This window comes from Bacillus sp. JJ1533, from assembly GCF_036965045.1.
Classification (GTDB): Bacteria; Bacillota; Bacilli; order Bacillales; family Bacillaceae_L; genus Ferdinandcohnia.
The window spans coordinates 1-18,594 of the sequence record NZ_JBALOV010000049.1; the positions used below are offsets into that span (position 1 = coordinate 1).

Below are 18,594 nucleotides of genomic sequence, written 5' to 3' on the forward strand. Positions count from 1 at the left end.
CTAACATTCTACCCTTTCCAAAAAATCCATCTGTGAAATCTTGGCTGGAAACATATTCAGGGTTCTTAGCTGGATAAAATAAAGGGTCTCTCTGAAAACTTCCTTTCTCAAGCAATAAATCAATTGTTTGATGATACATCCTTTTCCCGTCATTATCACAGGAGTCATAAAAAAACCGTAAGTCCTCTCTTACAGAAACGCCCAATGAAGTTGAGTGTCCTAGCAAACCGTGTAAAGTCATAATATGTAAATAATTTAGGCAAAATATATCCGTGAACAACCTCTGTTTACCTTTAAAAAGGTCAGATTCAGTAAATCCAATTGGAACTGGAAACCCCTCATTTTTTATAAAAGTAGCGATTTGTTGTTTTTGCTTTTCGAATGTCTTAATAGCATCTTCGAAAATAGCTTTAATTTGCTCATCCTCAATAATAGAGACCATATATTTATTTACAATATCAACGGCTGTTCCATTTACATACTCTCCCCACAAAGTTCCTATTTCGGAAGATGTGAGTTTTAATTTTTCCTTTTCCATCTTGTCACCCTTTTTCATTTGATAATCTTGGATATTATTTACCAATTCAGCAAGAAATATGAAGTTCTTATTGTATTTTAAAGAGGAAAAAGGCTCTTAGAAAAGACGAAATCACTAAAAAAGGCAAGCAAAAACTATGCTCACCTTTTTCTTACAACAATGTGAATACACGGCACTTATGAAATACTCAATGCTTAAAGTTAAAGACGGCATTCTTAACAAAGATGTTAATCTAGCGGTTAAATTACTAATTAAGAATGCTACTCTAAAAGCCATTATAATTATGGTTGAGAATAAGCTAAAGAGAATATTCAAAGTATAACCCCTTCACATTGAAGTATAGTGTTAATTGATAACTTATTGTTAATCTGCGAAACAAATTTATTCAGTTATACCAAATGTATTAATAGAAAAGCTTCTTGTTGAACTAACGGGTGCGTTGATCCAAGAAGGATTAATGCACTTTTTTGTTGAATTTATTCAACAAACGGTGTAGGTTAGTTTAACAAAAAAATTGAATTCTTTATAAGGAGAGGGAGAGGATTTAATGGAAATCGCTATTGTTGCATTTGATGATTTTACGGATATTGATGTTTTTTTACCTTGGGACATATTAAATCGTGTTAAACATCCTGAATGGAATGTTCAAATTTATGGGACTAAAGAAACTCATAGTTCGGTTACTGGTCTTACAGTTCCAATCCATTCGTCTATTGATGAACTAAGAAATGCAGATGCAATTTTATTTGCCAGTGGTCCAGGAACGAGGAGACTATATAAAGATAAAAATTACCTTAAAAGACTAAAAATAAATCCATCGAAACAGTTAGTAGGTTCTATGTGTTCTGGAGCACTTATTTTAGGAGCTCTTGGTTTATTAGACGGTATGACTGCAACCACTTACCCAACAGCGAAAAAGGAATTAGAAAAATTTAATGTTACCGTTGTCGAAGAATCATTTATTGTTGAAAATAATATCGCAACTGCGGCTGGCTGCTTAGCCGCACAAGATTTAGTTGGATGGATAATTGAAAGATTGGTAAGTAAGAAAGTAGGAGAAGCAGTAATAAATTCAATTCAACCTGTTGGAAAGGGCTTATCTTTTACAAAGTAATGTTATTAAGCTAACGGGTAGCGTTAGTGCAACAAGGCGAACCTAAATTTTCTGGACTTCCAAAATTATGGAAGTCCAGTCTTTTTATTAATAATCAACACTAACCACTAACAGAGCTTATAGAAAAAAAGCTAATCCTCTGGTTTTTAAAGGACTAGCTTTTTTGTACTTTCTAAAAATGTGGTTTAATGCAGTAAATGTTTTTTCATTTCTTTATGAACTTTAGATTCAATTTTGTCTAAATGTTGTTCGTTAAGAAATGTTAAAGGTTGAGGATGAAACCATGTAATTTCTTCACCTTCATTATGATAAACGCCTTTGAGACTTTTTCCTTTATAATTGAATGCAAACAGATTTTTTTCGTTGGATTGGTTTTTATATAACGTTTTTTCTATATTAAGCAAAGTAAACAACCTCCTATAATTTTTGATGTTTTTATAATCTAATATCGTTTTATGTTGTTGTTGTTCGATATTTAATATAATAAACCTCAGAAATGAGATTAATATGATAAGAACATTAGAATTTGATGAGAAGTGGAATTGTTGTTATTGTGCTAAAGGGTGCAAGAATTAAAGATCCAGCTGCTATTAGCTGAGCAGCTTATTCTTGTTGAGCTAACGGTGCAGTTTAATTGAAGAAGAAATGTTTTGTCGAACAGTTACTAAAGGGGTTTATTTATAAAAGAAGAATTATTAAATCATAGCCAAATTCAATATTATCTAATTAGATAAGGAGTGGGAACTATGAAAATTAATCAAGTGAATATTTTGGAAAGAGAAGAAATTAAGTTGGTAGGTTTTTCAGTAGATGACAGTCTAAATAATATTTTTAACAATAGAATTGTGGGAAGGTTACGTGAGGAATTAGTTAATAGAAAAAATGAAGTCGTTAACAGGGAAGGTGAGGGGATATATTTAATTCAAATCTACCCTGATTGTCAATGGACACCTGATGTACCTTACACACATATAGTAGCATTTGAAGTAACCTCTTATGGGGAAATTCCCAATGATATGGTTACACATTCTGTACCTGCTGGACGATTTGCGAAATTTGTACATAAAGGACCAGAATCTGAAATCGGTGACACTTATGCGGTTATTAATGAGTATTCTCTAAGACCATTTGATATTGAATATTGGGAGGATATTTATACACTCGAGAATCCAAATAGTCAAATTGATATTTATATACCTGTTAAATAATACAAAAAAGGTAACTTGTTGATTCAACCAAAGGGGTGTGCGTTGATCCAAGAAGGATTAACGCTTCTTTTGGTTGAAGTTATTTTACTAACGGAGCAGGTTAATTGAATTAACAGATTAGGCAATTGTGATAAATGTAAAGGGGGGCGTTAATTGAAATTAGTGATTCAAGCATTTATAGCTTCAGTAATGATTCACTTTATTTATTTTGTTTGTACGGTAGGGATTGGATATATAAAAACAAAATTCTTTAATCCAGATATATCAAGTGAATGGGAAAAAGTAGAATATCTTCAAAATGAAGTAGTATTTGGAATGGTTATTTCCCCATTTATCTTTGTGTATTCCTTGGTAGGAATAACAATTATTTGTGGAATTATTATATATCCATATAAAAAGTTCTTAACTAACGGTGCAGGTTAGTTGAATAAAAAATGGTATAATTTTTTAAAAAATATAGGGCAAAGGGGAAGAGAAAAAATGATAGATTATAATGGTCGTAGCTTTGTTTCAATCGAAAATACAGATAACGGTGAAGTTTCTTCAAAGACTATTTTTGATTACAAACAAGAGGGGCATATCATCTCAGCAACATATAGTGGAGGCGAAATTGTAAAAGGGACATTGATTGGAGTAATAAAGGAAGACGGTTGCTTAGAGTTTAGATATAACCACGTTAACAACAAAAATGAAATTAGAGGTGGACAATGTATTTCTACTCCTGAAATTTTACCAGATGGGCGAATTAGGTTATATGAAAATTGGAAATGGCTTGATTCTGAAGCTACCGAGGGAAATTCAATTATTGAGGAAATTAGTATATAAAATTATTGAACGTACTAAATTATCCTTATTGTGCTAAAGGGGGATTTAATCCAAGAAGGATTAAGCCACCTTGTTGTTGAACTCCTAATTGAGCTAACGGGGCAGTTTAGCATTCCTGTAGATCGTTAAATATCAGGTTTGAAAAAAATAAAGCCCCTCAGTAAGATATGAGTATAGACACCACTCTAACTCAGACTCTTAAGGAGGAAGCCCTACTATGAATTTTAAAATGCAAGACAAACAAAATCAACTAATAGAAAGAATTTCCGATAAACATTTAATCGTCGGTGTGGATATTGCCCAACAGTTTCACGTTGCACGGGCTATAAATTACCGTGGAATTATAGTCGGAGATCCCCTTACATTTGAAAATAGTGAAGCAGGTTTTAAAAGATTATTAAGTTGGATTCAAAGTTTACAAGAAATGAAGAATTTAAATGCAGCCATTGTAGGTATGGAACCTACAGGTCACTATTGGAAGAATATTTCGAAATGGCTTGATGAACAAAAGATTGAGGTAGTAACAGTAAATCCCCATCTAGTTAAAAGAAACAAGGAGAATCGTGATAATACCCAATCAAAGAGTGACAAGAAAGATGCACTCGTAATCGCGGATATGGTGAAAAACGGTTATTATTCATTTGTCAGTCCATCCTCAGAGTCCTTTGAAAAGCTAAGAGTATTAATATCAAATCGTGATGTAATTGTAAAACGACTAGTTGGCTCAGCCAATCAGATTCATAGATGGGTAGATATTGTCTTCCCAGAATTAAGACAGGTGTTTAAAGATATAACCTGTAAAGGGGCAATCGCAACTCTTCGGTTATTTCCAACTCCTGCTGAAATAGCTTCACTGGATCCCTTAGATATCATGAAGGGATGGAAGTCATTAATGCAGCGACAACCTGGTCCTAAAAAAGCTCAATTACTGCTTCAACTAGCAAAATCATCGATAGGAACAATACAAGCACTAGATGCATATAAATTTCATTTAGAACAATTACTAGAAGAATACGACCTTACTATAAACCAACTCGATAGAGTTGAACAACAAATCAAAGAGGTGCTCTATAAAATCCCTTTCGCACAGAAACTCCTTATGATTAAAGGGATAAGTGAAATCTCATTGGCTGGTATTTTAGGAGAAGCAGGAGACTTAAGTGGATTTTCTCATGGTAATTCTTTATTAAGACATGCAGGACTTCATTTAGCTGAAGCAAGTTCAGGAAAATGGAAAGGACAGATTGTGATTTCAAAACGTGGTCGATCTAGGCTACGGCGTTTCCTTTGCCTAGCTACCATGAGCCTTGTGATGAACAACGATGAGTTTAAAGCACTTCACACACATAATGTGAAAGTCAAAAAGATGAAGAGAATGAAGTCTATTATGAAGTTAATCGGTAAATTAGCAAGAATTTTTGTAGGAATAGCTAAGCGTAATGAGGAATACTGTCCAAGTAAATTGAAAGAAACAATCCCTTTAGCAGCTTAAGAATAAAAACTTCTAGACTTACACAGAAGTAGTAATTTTAATTTTGAATGTTGTCTTATTCGTAGGAATTCAAATATGTACGGAGTACCAGGTTTCTTCAACAAAAGGGCAATGTGACCCATCAGTTTAGCATAACTGGCCTCCACCCCTTGGATAGGCATGACGAAGGAATGAGAGGGCGTTTGACCCGTTGAGACATGGGAGGGAAAGCCTCCAAGGGCGGCGTGGAGATGTACATTATATGGAAAAATATGGAGTGTTAGCTAACTCCTTTATTTAACCATGCCTTCACGAAGCCAAAATGATCTGAACTCACTTCTAATGCCTTTAAATCCATATTAAAGGGGTATGAAATCCTGCGAATAAGTGAGCATTCGAGAGATATTCGTATCAATCTGAGGGAGTTGAATAAGAAAAAACTTTTTTTATGACGAAGTAGAACTAAATTGCGAAGCAAAAGAAGACTACTACTTCGAATGTAATAGTCATTAGAGGAATCTTATATGAGTCTTTTTCAATGTGATATATGTAGGAATCCACAACTTTTCCAAGGTTATGGATTCCCATTAAGGAGGTGGTGGATGCTATTATGTCCACGTAATAGCAATAATAGTATATTCGGAAAAAGATTAAGCGACTCGGACAAATATTGATTTTTTTAAAAATTTTAATGCACAGTTCGAAGAGTTAAATGAAAAAATAAAGTCCCTAGACTATGTGACCGAAGCCAAATGTCCAAGGACCTATATATTACAAATATAACAGAGAAAATTGTTCAATTTCAAAATTTTAAAACATTCGACGAAATGAGAAACAATTTGCATTATAAGTGAAAAATAGTAACTCTCAACCATATAAAGAGACTAATTTTAAAGAAGAGTAAGAGTTGACTGTTGAACTAACTTTACAGAAAAATCTTTCCTTATTTCACAGAAACCGCTTTCGTATAACCAGATAACAATATAAATTTCAGATTCGTAAACTACCTTTGTCCCAACATTAATAATCCATACCTCCAAAAAAATATGGTGAGAGTTAATGGTAAAATACCATATTATTGGAAAATTTAAAAGAAGAAAATTGGAGAAATGTCGCAGTTCGAGTAAGTTATGAATTAAAAATACTTTCATTGTTGAACTCACGAGGCAGTAGAGTTGAAGAAGGATGTTAAAACAATAAGGGGGGAATTTATGAAAAAGTCTTTGATTACTTTAATCGTGTTAGTTTTATTAGGTGTGGGGATTTACTTCATTATCGGATTAATTAATATTAATCCACCAGAACCAACCATAACTGTTGAAGGTGAAAAAGTAGAAGTGGCACAAGGTTCATATTGTTGGGATAGGCTGCTTAACTCCGTTTGTGCGGATACCAGTTCACCGCCAGAACTTATTAAGAATCAAGGACTAAAACCTGTGGCTGTATCACCTGAATCTGAAATAAAAATAGAATTTAAAAAAGAACCTAACGAAAATACATTTGGAGTCAGCAATTGGATTAGTGATAACGAAGTAGATGAAGTTTCGCTAAATGATAACGTTTTAATAGTACCAAAAGAAAAAGGTGTATATGTGTACGATGTCCATGCAAGGTGGGAAAAAGGAAGTTCAAGTTATGCTTTTGTAATTGAAGTTCAATAAGCAGTCGCTTCTTGCACTAACGAAGCAGGTTAATTTAATATGAATAATAAAATAGTCTTGAATTAGTTTTTATAAAAGGATTTCAAAATGAAGAGACTGAAAATTACTTTGTATAGCACTAATAATCCAATTGATACAGCAATTAAAGAGTTTTATAAGGATGACAAATAATTTGTATCTATAGGGATAACATGGACAATAGATTACACTGATTTCATTAGAATAAAACAGTGTAAATAAGAATGGATATTCAAAAAAAATGCAAATTTACTAACCCACACTTCAGTGTTGAAGTATGGGTTTCTTCTTTATACTTAATTATAGACCTTAAGCTATTTCTAAAGTAATTTATATATAAGTCGAACCTAAACATAATTAGTTTCGTCTAATACTTAAAACCTAAAAGGAAGCGAATACATGATTGAAATCGAAAGGGAACCTGATACATCAATTGATTATCTGGATAAAGAAGAGAAGCTTAAGTGGTTAATGGGTCAGTATGGTCAAGAAGTGATCATGCTGGCTTATACATATGTGAAAGATAAGCAATTGGCGGAGGATATCGCTCAAGAAGTTTTTATTAAATGTTATGAGAAATTGGATTCGTTCAGGCATGAATCTTCATACAAGACATGGATATATCGAATAACGATTAATAAATGTAAAGACGTGTTCAGGAGTTGGCAATATAGACACCTTGTTATTACAGATTTTATAAAGGTGAAAAAAGATCAAGCAGGTCACTCGGCTGAGTTTGAGAATATAAAGCGGGAAGAAAAATCATGGGTTGTAGATGCAGTAATGAGCTTACCAATTAAGTTAAGAGAGGTTATTATTCTATATTACTATGAGGATCTAAAAATTGACGAGATTGCTTCGATGTTGGAGACAAAGGCCAATACTGTAAAGACGAGATTGCATAGAGCGCGGCATGCATTAGACAAAAAGTTAAAAGGGGGCGAGCTAAATGGAAGATAAACTGAAGGATTTAAAAAAAATTTTAACGGATTCTATAACAAACGAAAAAAATATTCATTTTACCCAAGAGCATAAGAATAGAGTCTTAAAAACGATTAAATCAAATTCTTTAAGAAACAATGTTTCTAGGTCATTTCATGGAAGAATTCATCTGCTATTTAGTGTTGCACTTACTTGTATTTTGTTAGCCGGCACATACTACATTGCAGGGATCGATGATATATTTTCGAAAAATGATGCCGATCAAATTTATCAGGCACATGAACCAAATAAAATCCCTCCAGACTCCAGCAAGGATATTCCGGAGAACACTGTTATTGTTCCTCCTGTCCAGGAAGAAAATTACAATGACATGACAAAAGAGGAAATTTACAAGAAACTATTATCATCTAATAAATTCGATACTGCCAAAGGTGAATATGAAATTCAAACGGTAATCCATGATGGTACAAAAATGAATTCCACTGTTAAATATTCACTGGGGTTTCCAATGGGTGGATACAGCGTCGAATCGTATAATCATGGTGATAGTGTGGCGAACACTATAACGTACTATAAAGAAGATACTCTTTGGACTTTAGATAGTGCATCTAAAACCTATTCGGAGAGAAGATATAGGAACAGCGTGCAACCTCCAATAGCCCGAAGTTCACTGTTCCCGCGTGAAATCACATTAAATTACTTAAAAAATTTAGATAACTGGAAGATTGAAATACAGAACGAAAAGATCCTTACTCATAACACAATTGTAATAAAAGGCAATTTAAACGAGTATGCAGCAGAGAAACACAGTGCAAAAACATTTCGTTTCTGGATTGATAAAGATACTGGAGTCCTCTTAAAATATGAAACATACAATCAAAACGGTGAGGTTGTTGACTATTTATATCCAAAGGAACTCCAAATAAATGTGCCAATAGATACAAAAATGTTTACTCCAAATTTAGATGGATACAAGAAGAGTGAGAGAGAATCAGCTCATGAAGAATCAAAACAAAACGAGAAACAACAATCAACAGATCTGAACTTACAAAAACCCTCATTTTCAAATCAAAAAGGTTACCTCTATGTCCATGGAATAACTTTGGGCGATTCAATGGATAAGGTAATAGAACGCCTGGGAGAAAAATATTCAGTAGATGAAGAGGACGGCAGCGGGGCAGACGTAATCTTGGACTATAATGGGTTAGCAAGATTTTATATCAAAGATCAAAAGGTGAACTGGATATTATTAATGAAAGTAGATAAAAAATACTTCAACAATCTATTTGATGGTTATGAAGGTTCTAAATTTACATCATTAATTAATGGAGCTGATAGTGACCGCTATTTTTACTCTAAGGAGACTAATCAAATCTTAAAGGCCACTACGAACGTTCCTAATCGTGATCTATATTTGTACCTTACATATCCTGGCCCAGAGATCCTAGAAAATCCGGATTTCCAAAAAATGGAACAAAGCTTAGAGTAATTCTAAAACATACTGATATAAAGTTGTAATAATAAAAGAGAATTATCTAAGCCTTTACTTCGTAAGTTGAAAAATAGAACAATAGAAAAGAAGGTTCTTGTTAAACTAACGGGTGCTTTACCTCAAGAACTTGCTGCTAAATACGGCAGCCTTTTTCTTATTGAACTTAGGAATGAAGGGTCTTAGGGATTAATCCCTAAGACCCTTTTCTGTCTTTGGTCCTATTTGTTGTTCGGTCGGTTGTTTTTTATCTAAAATTAATTGGAAACCATAATTCACAAATGAATAACCCAACGAAAATAAAAAAAGATGAATTGGTTTAATTTTCTTTAATTTATATAGATTTATTTTTTCGAAAAATGCATTTAATGGATAAGCAAGTATCCAATCTAAAATTAAATTAAGAAGAGTATATAACCAAAACCTCCCATAAGTTAATCGAAATACCCAAAGACTCCCTATGAAATAAGGTCCAAAAGCAAAAGCTAATCCATTATTAGCTATTGTTTTAATACCACCCTTTGCTTTCCACCAATTTCGAGGAGCACCTATTAGGTATTCTGTTAATATAATAATAGATGAAAAAAGTGTGACAGGTAGATATTTAAAAAACGACTTTTTGGGGAGAAAAAAAACAGTGCCCCATGATATTAAAATCAATCCTATACGAAAAAAGGTTTGCATTTTATCCCTCCCTAATTGCATTTAGTTTCCTCAAAAAACCAAATAATTATTTAAAAAAGTAATTTATAAAATTGAAGTATTGTAAAACGTTTAGAATACATTTCTTAAAATAAAAGGAGGCATTCTCTAAGCTAAGGGTCGCCATTCAATACGAAAGATTGTGAAATTTTATACTTAAACTATCGGGTGCGTTGATCCAGTAAGGATTAAGGCACCTTTTTATTGAAAGTATTTAACTACCATGAAAATAAACTTCTTTGATTCTGAAAAAAGACAATACCAAAGAAGACCCATCTCCATTCGTTTTTAAAAATAGAGAGAGCTAAAATTCCTATTGCTATGGATTGACTAGTTGACTGGATTAAAACAAGCATGGACAGATTTTTATATTTTCATTCTCTGTGGTGAAGCACTGATCTTTGCGCTTCATGGATGGCTAACGGGGCAGAATAGTTGAACAAGCAATACTATAAAGATTTTTACGAGAGATTTGTCTTCCTGTATTAAAGTAAGTTAAATTCCTGCTAACAAACAAGAACTTTTTGGATTTAATTCCCAGTAAAAAAAAGGGATATCTATGTCGATATTGAAAAAGTAGATACTTATCAAGAAAAGGGTGTTTGACTTGTTTAAAAAAGAATTATTTTATTACTTACGCTTATTTTATTATTAGTTTTAGTATCTTGTGGATCGGCTGATTCTCAGAGTTCTAAAGAAGAAAATATAGAGGAAACGATAACTACAGATAAAGAAAAACAAAATGAAAATGATGTACAAAAAGAAGAAACTAAGTTAGAGAGTAAAGTTGAGGATAGTGAGGAAGAGAACAATTCAAAAGAAATTGAAACAGGAAAAAAAGAAGATGGCACAAAAGTGACGGAAACAGAAAACGAAGATAGCTCTAAAGCAACCGTAAAGCAATCTACAGTAAACACACCATCTTCTACGGTAAAAGGAGAGAAGAAGACTGAAACTAAATCACCATCAACTTCTACTTCTTCTCCTGCTCCAAAGAAGGATACCGTAACAACAAAAACAACTACGGCTTCTGAGTCTATTCCTTTCCTAACGGTGTATCAAAATGATGCTTCTTTAGAAAAGGGTAAACAAGTGGTGGTGCAAAATGGAGTAAACGGAACGAAGACTATCACGTATAAAGAAACGTATACCAATGGTGCATTAACTTCAAAAGATATTATTTCTACGAACATTACAAAGCAACCTGTTGATAAAATTGTAAAGATAGGAACAAAGGTCGTTCAAGCTGTTCCAACCTATCTATCTTCATCTCAAGCTCATAGTATCCTAAGTGGTTCAGGTGTTCTATCAAAACACGACAACTCATACACAATGAGTGATGGTTTTGGGACAATGTTTAAAGTTGTGGTAGGAAGTAGCTATGTGAGTAGCATTTTCTTCGATGGAACTACCTACTACGCGTGGAAAGCCACAACAAAACAAGGTTTAGTGGATTCCCTTGGCGAAGATGAAGGTACAAAAGAATATGATGCTATCCAAAATGAAATCAGAAAAATTGAATCTGGTATTCGAGCTGCCGCTAACGCTGTTTATGGTAGTGGAACATCAAATGCTAACTCTCTATACAGCCAAATCATCAACGGTGGTAAATCATCTTCTGGATTCTACAAAACATTCTAATGTGATGATAAAAAAGGTTTCTTCTCCTTGGGGAGAGGGATTCTTTTTTTAAAATTGCTATTAAAAGTAAGTAGATATCATAAGTCCTTGTGATGTTAAATATTTAAAAGTATTTTAAAAATCCTATACTTCGCTAACAAAAGCTTGTGAAGAATTGTACTTAAACTATAGGGTGCTTTAGCACAATAAGGAATAAAATAAATAGGCCAAAAATATGCAGGGTTTTACGAACGGCTGCGTGGGGCATTGATCCAGTCAACTAAACTGTCCGCCCCCTACTTGTAGAAAATGTTTGAGGCTGGTTGGGACGTAGATCTCGCATAACAAGCGAAGCTATGATACTTCAAGGTGGAATAGGGTTACTGGTAAATAAATTGAGAGAGGAAGAGATAAATAATGAATCCAGTAGTTGGTCTGTATGTTTCAAGAGGGGAAAGTCAAGTCCAAGCATTTTTTGATAAGGGTAAGCCGTACAGAAAAAGTTTTAAAGTATCCCACACCAATAAGGCATTAGATTCCTTACTTCATTTTTTGAAAGAGAGTAAATTCATATTTGCTAATAGTAATATATAAGATATTTTTTTTATAATAACCGTATCCAATTTAAGCTTTAACACCCCTATTCATTTTTTCATTTATTTACCTTCGATAAAACTAAGTTTAATGGGAAGTCTAACAACGATTCATCAGTAAATATCAATTAATGGAAAAGGGGAAGAACTTGTGAAAGTAGTAGTAACAGGAGCAGCAGGTAACATTGGCAGATGGGCTGTAAGGACAATCTTAGAAGCAGGTCATGAGGTTATTGCATCAGATAAAAAATTGAGAGAAGAATCCAGATCAAAAAATTTTATCCAAGCTGATTTACGTGATTATGGTCAGGTATGCCAGCTTTTGAAGGGAAGTGATGCAGTTGTCCATCTTGCGAATATTCCTACCGATGTGAGGAATACGTCACAAGCTATATTTGAAAATAATATGCTCGTTAATTTTAATATCCTTGAAGCCTGTAAAGATTTCAAAATACCTAAGCTTGTCTGGGCATCAAGTGAAACGGTATTAGGGTATCCTTTTGTTCCAGAAGAACTTAGCTATCTTCCGTTAGACGAGGAACACCCAACTAGAGTAAAGTCATCATATGCTATGGTAAAACGGTTGACTGAAAATCTGGCTGAAATGTTTCAAAATCTTACGAAATCACAGATTGTTACTCTACGCTTTGCAAATATATATGAGCCAGATGAATATGAAAAAATTCCTATCATGCATTGGAACGATGAGAGACAAAAGGATGTTCAAAAGAAAAATGTTTGGGCTTATTGTGATGTTAGGGACGCAGCAATGGCATGCCTTCTTGGAATTGAAAAGAGTAATTTAGGAAATGATATATTCCATATTACAGCTCCGGATACAATTATGCCTGACCTCAGTAAAGATTTAGTTGATAGGTATTTCCCTAATGTAACTTTAAAGAGGCCGATAGAGGGACATGAAACACTTATGTCACATGATAAAGCCAAAAAGATTCTAGGATATGAACCACGCTATACATGGCGTAAGGTTTTAGATAGTGAAGGTATTACCAAGCCAATGCCCGAGGATCAACTTGCTCTATCAAAAACAAACATATAAATATATCCTAAATTTTAGAAGACTCATCCCTTACTTGAACGAAAGGAATCATCATAGGGTTATTTAATAATAAAGCGCTTTTTTTAATAAGGAAATAACTCATTTTAAGGATTTGAATTTGTTAAATTTAGAAGTTATTGTGATTGTTTCTACTTTAACTATAGGGTGCTTTCCTTTAAGCAATAAATACAGCTTATATTTTAATTGTTTCTTCATTTTTTTCTTTGCTGAAGTTCGGTGGTGATAAAATGGAAACTGCTAAAATCGGGGACAATATATTATTTAAGCGTGATGGGGAAAGCTAGAAGGAACTGTTACGGTTGTAAGTTTCTGTTTTTGTTGAGTACGGATACATTAAGGAAAAAGACGAACCTATTACAACCATATTCAATCATAAAAATTATAAAATTACAAATGCAACTTTGTAAACAATTGTACTTAAAGTAACGGGTGCGTTGATCCAAGAAGGATTACGCACCTTTTTGTTGAAATTTGAAATTAGAAATTAACTTCTGTAGAAGGCAATAAATTATGGTGAATAGATTAAGAAGCTTCAGATTCTTATAAGGTAAGTGTATCCTTAACATTCAAGTCTGCGTAACGAATGTCGAACAATGGATTGCTCTCTCTGTTTGTCAAAGTAGTCGTCGCCTAAGTCTACATACATTTCTTTTCATGTTAAAAGGTAATAATCTTTCTCAAAATGCCTTGTGCTACAACTATTCGAGAACAAAGAGCACCCCTTTTTATAATACTTTTGAGATAATTTAAAAATTGGGTCTAATTTAGATGGATGGACAGTAGTAATGGTAATGTTGCTAACGTTCTAAATTAATCAACTCTACCGTGACCAATAATGGAGTGCTTGCTATTTAAGTATATAAAGTACGATTGTATCTTGTTATATCGTAATTGGCTGGTCTAGAAAAGAACAATACCTCCTAGGTAAGTACTTCGATGGGTATTACCTAACCACTTACATTATTTGATCTTGGATACGTTTATCAATTACATCAGGAACTTCTTGAAGTGAATTTACAGTAAAAAAAGCACTACTATGCTCAACGTTAATGTCAACCATGTTATATTGCCATTCACTTTCTGCTGGAACGTAGATTGCATGGATATCCATTTCCAGTGCTGGGACAATATCAGTTCTTAATGAATTTCCAACCATCCATGTTACATTAGGGTCAGCTTTAATGGTTTTTAAAATATCGGATAGAGCTGTTGTATCTTTATGTTCCGAAATAAAAATACGATGTTCAAAATATGTAGTCAATTCTAACTGGGTAATTTTTCTGCGTTGATTAGCCTCATCTCCTCCTGTGTGTAAATATAATTCATGTCCCTCTTCTTTTAAACGTTGTAGCGTTTCATTCATGTATGGAATAGGTTCAACAGGGGTCTCGAATACCTTAAAACCCAACTCTCTTAAATATTGGATTTCATCTGTTTTCTTTTCCCTCTCAGTTAATTCGCAATAGTATTTATAAGTACCAACAAATGACTCGGGAAACCGATCTGACTTTAGACCGTGCTCACTAATCGCTGCAACATCAAGTTGAAGCTGTTTCTGTTTTATATCTGCTTCTGTAATCGAGTCAAACCATGCCATCATTTGGTCTGCGAATTCGTCAATTACTAGGTTAAAATATCTATTACAGTATGATAATGTATCATCAAGGTTAAATAATATGTTTTGTTTTTTCATTTTTTACTCCTTTTCAAGAATATAGCTTTAACTATTGTTCCACTATGACTTCATTAGTTAGAGCCTTGGTTTGCGTATCCACCGTTCCGATTGCGTTCGTTATTCTCAGTCATCTATTTCACTCCCATGTTTGTAATAGGGATGCAAAGTATGACCATCTCCGTATCATATTCTGCCCAACTGAAAGGGTCTAACCAACTTATTTGAAATTTCCTTAATACCTTTTTTAGCCTTTTTATTTTGGGCTAATTTAAAGCATATTTCAATTTGACATTTCGCTTACATATATAGAACTTATTTTAGCGTGGATAATTTAGGGAGGTATTATTAGTATTTTCTGTATTTATATCAAACATTACCAGCATATTCAAACATTTGAATGTAAATATTAGATTTGGAAGCGTGATTTATCTTACCTTCCAAATACTCAATAGAGGAAGTGTTTGATATTGAAAAACTGGATGAATCTTTTCAATAAAGGTAGAAGACTAAACCTTTTCAATATGTTTAATAGAAGAAGAAATAATAGAGGGATTTTATGGGCCTCTTTGTTAGGTTTAGGAGTCAGTGCAGCTGTTTTAGGCCTAAGAAGAAATGGAAACAAGGATATGATGGAACCTATCCGAAATGTTATAAAAAATGGTCAAATGCCTTCTTTCATAACTGAGTTTTCAAAAGAATTAGTATCCAATATAAAGTTAAATCAAGAAAAGTAATTTTTCATTTTTAAAAGTGCTTTCTCACAAGGGATTATATCCTTGGGAAAGCCTTTATCCATTTTCCATATCTTCTAGTACCGAACAAGTGTGCAAAAAGAATTTGAATAGTCTTAACACGTTTGCCTATCAAATCTACTATTACTCCTTAATACTTTACTCCCATAATTATAAGAAAGCTGAAAAATACAGCTCATTATATAAAAAACACTTTTTAAATTTTTTTAAAACCTCGTATTGAAATTTTTCATTGGTAAAGTAATTTAGATATTCTTCTTCTCTTAAAATGTACTCACCTTTATCATTCGTCCTCATAAACCAATTACTGATTGGAGACTTATCAAACAAGCATGGTTCAATAACAATTATCCTACCATTTGGTTTTAAGATTCGTTTGAATTCTTTGACATAACTACAAACCATTTCTGGAGGAATATGGTGTAGTACAGCAATAATTAAAATCAAGTCAAAGCTATCGTCATCTGCAGGAAGTTGATTACCAGTAAAAGTTTCAAATCGGTAATTTTTATTCAATCTTTTGGCGAATTCAATCCTGTTTGAATCTGGATCAATACCGAAATAATGTTCAGGTGTACATAAGGTACAGTTTGCACCGGTACCGGCTCCAAAATCCAACACTTTTTTATTTGAAAGATCAAAATGCTGCTGAATCTGATTTTGGATATATAATTTTGTAAACCATTTCGGTCTAACTAATGAGTGATAAATTCTTGGTGATAACTGCAATCCGAAGCACCGCACTTTATTAATTATTTATTTTTCAATAAATTTAGGTTAGGAAGTAAGTAACCTTTTTATACCTTTAAAAGTAAGGTGGAAATTGGTAATAATAAATCAACTCAAGTAAACATTAACCTTTTAACCATTTCTAATATTCAAGAGTAAATAAATCTTACTTAGTTACACTATTATTACCTATAACTTTGTTGTGAGGATTTCACTATGTTAATTACTTTCTTATTGATAGGGTTAGCTTTTGTATTGAACATTTTTATTGCAATTATTATTACTTTTCGAGAAAGAAGAGATGCTGTTTCCTCATGGGCTTGGTTGTTAGTTCTTGTATTTATGCCCTTGATAGGGTATTTATTGTATATTCTTTTTGGACAAAACCTCAGCCGGTCTAATCTCTTTCAATGGGAGGATCAAAAAAAGATTGGAATCCATAAAATGTTAACAACGCAATTGAGTGAGGTTAGATCCAATGAATTTAAATTTCGCAATCAAGGTACTAAAAAAGGCAAAAGTTTAATCTATATGAATTTAATTAACAACGATGCTGTTTTAACTGAAGATAATTCGGTTAAATTGTTGACAGATGGTATAGGGAAATTTAACAGTTTATTAAAAGATATTGAAGGTGCGAAGGACCATATTCATCTACAGTACTATATTTTTAAAAAGGACCATTTCGGTAGAAAACTGATAGAACTTCTAACAAAGAAAGCACAAGAAGGGGTTAAAATACGTGTTCTATATGATGAAGTGGGTTCAAGGAGGTTATCAGAAGAGTATTTCAAGGATTTTCTTGAGGCATATGGTGAGGTGGGAGTCTTTTTCCCTTCCAAATTCTTTATTTTCAATCTGCGGTTGAATTACCGGAATCATCGTAAGTTAGTCATTATTGATGGAAAAACGGGATATTTAGGCGGTTTTAATATCGGTATAGAGTATCTTGGCGTAAACAAAAAATTTGGGTATTGGCGAGACACTCACTTAAGGATACAGGGTACTGCTGTTCATGCGATTCAGACTCGTTTTATTCTCGATTGGAATCAGGCATCCCCTAGCCAAAAAATCAACTATAAACCAAATTACTTTCCTAATCCTATCTCTCAAGGAAATGTCGGAATACAAATAGTTACAAGTGGACCCGATTCAAAAACAGAACATATTAAAAATGGGTACATAAAAATGATCTCATCAGCACAAAAATCGATTCTCATTCAGACTCCTTATTTTATTCCAGATATGAGTTTATTAGATGCCCTTCGTATTGCATGCTCTTCTGGCATTGAGGTTAATATTATTATTCCTAATAAACATGATCATATGTTTGTTTATTGGGCAACCCTGTCTTATATTGGTGAATTACTTATGGCTGGAGCAACGGTTTTCATATACGACGGTGGCTTTATTCACTCCAAAACAGTTATTGTAGATAAAGAAATATCATCTGTAGGAACTGCTAATTTTGATGTAAGGAGCTTTAAATTAAATTTTGAAGTAAATGCTTTTGTATATGACGAGGGTATAGCACAAAGACTGTCAACACAATTTTATGAAGATATAAAAGCATGCAGGAAGCTTACTCTTGAACAGTATCAAGAACGTCCACTTTGGTCACATTTTAAAGAGTCTATATCTAGGTTATTATCGCCTATTTTATAAAATTAACCAAAGACTATCATAAAGTAATAAAACATTTATTAGTAAAGCTTTATAAAAGAGAAAATCCCAAAAGAAATGAAATACCATAGTTATTTTTCAAGAATGGCTTGGAAACCAGTTAAAAAGCCTACTGGTTTCATCTCTAAATGGGTTGCCCCGGAGTTCAGTACGTGTACGACGGTTGTTCCGAAGCGCTCGACAAGATTGTGAAAAAATATACTTAAACAAACGGGTGCTTTACCTCAAGAACTTGCTGCTAAATACGGCAGCCTTTTTCTTATTGAACTTAGGAATGAAGGGTCTTAGGGATTAATCCCTAAGACCCTTTTCTGTCTTTGGTCCTATTTGTTGTTCGGTCGGTTGTTTTTTATCTAAAATTAATTGGAAACCATAATTCACAAATGAATAACCCAACGAAAATAAAAAAAGATGAATTGGTTTAATTTTCTTTAATTTATAGAGATTAGTATTTTCGAAAAATGTATTTAATGGATATGCAAATATCCAATCT

17 protein-coding genes and 2 pseudogenes are annotated in these 18,594 nt (G+C 33.2%); 13 read left to right on the top strand and 6 right to left on the bottom strand.

Annotated features, from left to right (window positions below):
- The coding region (locus V7138_RS23080; protein ID WP_335402108.1) for a DUF3231 family protein at positions 1-538 on the bottom strand (538 nt) is incomplete at its 3' end.
- A 547-nt stretch (positions 539-1,085) separates the two neighbouring features.
- On the opposite strand from V7138_RS23080, the gene V7138_RS23085 reads away from it, so the two are divergent.
- Positions 1,086-1,652: a DJ-1/PfpI family protein gene (locus V7138_RS23085; protein WP_335402110.1), complete on the top strand. Its 567-nt coding sequence runs from the start codon at positions 1,086-1,088 to the stop codon at positions 1,650-1,652.
- A 185-nt stretch (positions 1,653-1,837) separates the two neighbouring features.
- Here V7138_RS23085 and V7138_RS23090 read toward each other — a convergent pair whose 3' ends face one another.
- Complete coding sequence (locus V7138_RS23090) at positions 1,838-2,056, bottom strand: DUF5342 family protein (RefSeq protein WP_335402112.1); 219 nt, start codon at positions 2,054-2,056, stop codon at positions 1,838-1,840.
- 342 nt (positions 2,057-2,398) lie between these two features.
- On the opposite strand from V7138_RS23090, the gene V7138_RS23095 reads away from it, so the two are divergent.
- The 7 genes from V7138_RS23095 (at position 2,399) to V7138_RS23125 (ending at position 9,266) form a co-directional block, all read left to right on the top strand.
- Complete coding sequence (locus V7138_RS23095) at positions 2,399-2,860, top strand: GyrI-like domain-containing protein (protein WP_335402114.1); 462 nt, start codon at positions 2,399-2,401, stop codon at positions 2,858-2,860.
- Positions 2,861-3,022: 162 nt separating this feature from the next.
- Positions 3,023-3,283: a hypothetical protein gene (locus V7138_RS23100; protein ID WP_335402144.1), complete on the top strand. Its 261-nt coding sequence runs from the start codon at positions 3,023-3,025 to the stop codon at positions 3,281-3,283.
- The gene (locus V7138_RS23105; RefSeq protein ID WP_335402116.1) at positions 3,284-3,685 is read left to right on the top strand and encodes a n-acetylglutamate synthase; all 402 of its coding nucleotides are present in this window, start codon (positions 3,284-3,286) and stop codon (positions 3,683-3,685) included. It abuts the gene before it with no gap.
- Between the two features lie 217 nt (positions 3,686-3,902).
- A complete protein-coding gene (locus V7138_RS23110) occupies positions 3,903-5,177 on the top strand; it encodes an IS110 family transposase (RefSeq protein WP_335402118.1) in 1,275 nt (424 codons plus the stop codon).
- A 1,190-nt stretch (positions 5,178-6,367) separates the two neighbouring features.
- On the top strand, positions 6,368-6,817 hold the full coding sequence (locus V7138_RS23115; protein ID WP_335402121.1) for a hypothetical protein: 450 nt from the start codon (positions 6,368-6,370) through the stop codon (positions 6,815-6,817).
- 417 nt (positions 6,818-7,234) lie between these two features.
- Positions 7,235-7,795: a sigma-70 family RNA polymerase sigma factor gene (locus V7138_RS23120; RefSeq protein WP_335402124.1), complete on the top strand. Its 561-nt coding sequence runs from the start codon at positions 7,235-7,237 to the stop codon at positions 7,793-7,795.
- The gene (locus V7138_RS23125; protein ID WP_335402126.1) at positions 7,785-9,266 is read left to right on the top strand and encodes a sigma-E factor regulatory protein RseB domain-containing protein; all 1,482 of its coding nucleotides are present in this window, start codon (positions 7,785-7,787) and stop codon (positions 9,264-9,266) included. Before V7138_RS23120 ends, V7138_RS23125 begins: the two co-directional genes overlap by 11 nt.
- A 189-nt stretch (positions 9,267-9,455) precedes the next feature.
- Here the strand turns inward: V7138_RS23125 and V7138_RS23130 are convergent, their stop codons facing one another.
- On the bottom strand, positions 9,456-9,950 hold the full coding sequence (locus V7138_RS23130) for a hypothetical protein (protein WP_335402129.1): 495 nt from the start codon (positions 9,948-9,950) through the stop codon (positions 9,456-9,458).
- 873 nt (positions 9,951-10,823) lie between these two features.
- On the opposite strand from V7138_RS23130, the gene V7138_RS23135 reads away from it, so the two are divergent.
- The 3 genes and pseudogenes from V7138_RS23135 (at position 10,824) to V7138_RS23145 (ending at position 13,241) form a co-directional block, all read left to right on the top strand.
- Entirely contained in the window at positions 10,824-11,609 is a 786-nt protein-coding gene (locus V7138_RS23135; RefSeq protein WP_335402131.1) for a G5 domain-containing protein, read from the top strand.
- 396 nt (positions 11,610-12,005) lie between these two features.
- A pseudogene (locus tag V7138_RS23140) lies at positions 12,006-12,155 on the top strand (IS110 family transposase); the annotation flags it as partial.
- A gap of 177 nt (positions 12,156-12,332) precedes the next feature.
- Entirely contained in the window at positions 12,333-13,241 is a 909-nt protein-coding gene (locus V7138_RS23145) for an NAD-dependent epimerase/dehydratase family protein (protein WP_335402133.1), read from the top strand.
- Between the two features lie 976 nt (positions 13,242-14,217).
- On the opposite strand, the gene V7138_RS23150 is transcribed toward V7138_RS23145, so the two are convergent.
- Positions 14,218-14,955 (bottom strand): HAD family hydrolase, encoded by a 738-nt coding sequence (locus tag V7138_RS23150; protein WP_335402135.1) that lies wholly within the window; start codon positions 14,953-14,955, stop codon positions 14,218-14,220.
- 449 nt (positions 14,956-15,404) lie between these two features.
- On the opposite strand from V7138_RS23150, the gene V7138_RS23155 reads away from it, so the two are divergent.
- Positions 15,405-15,671 (top strand): hypothetical protein, encoded by a 267-nt coding sequence (locus V7138_RS23155; RefSeq protein ID WP_335402138.1) that lies wholly within the window; start codon positions 15,405-15,407, stop codon positions 15,669-15,671.
- A gap of 168 nt (positions 15,672-15,839) precedes the next feature.
- Here V7138_RS23155 and V7138_RS23160 read toward each other — a convergent pair whose 3' ends face one another.
- Complete coding sequence (locus V7138_RS23160; RefSeq protein WP_335402140.1) at positions 15,840-16,418, bottom strand: class I SAM-dependent methyltransferase; 579 nt, start codon at positions 16,416-16,418, stop codon at positions 15,840-15,842.
- Between the two features lie 216 nt (positions 16,419-16,634).
- Between V7138_RS23160 and cls the strand changes: the two genes are divergently transcribed.
- Positions 16,635-18,083 (top strand): cardiolipin synthase, encoded by a 1,449-nt coding sequence (gene cls, locus V7138_RS23165; RefSeq protein WP_335402142.1) that lies wholly within the window; start codon positions 16,635-16,637, stop codon positions 18,081-18,083.
- Positions 18,084-18,392: 309 nt separating this feature from the next.
- Here the strand turns inward: cls and V7138_RS23170 are convergent.
- Positions 18,393-18,594 (bottom strand): annotated as a pseudogene (locus tag V7138_RS23170) (hypothetical protein); the annotation flags it as partial.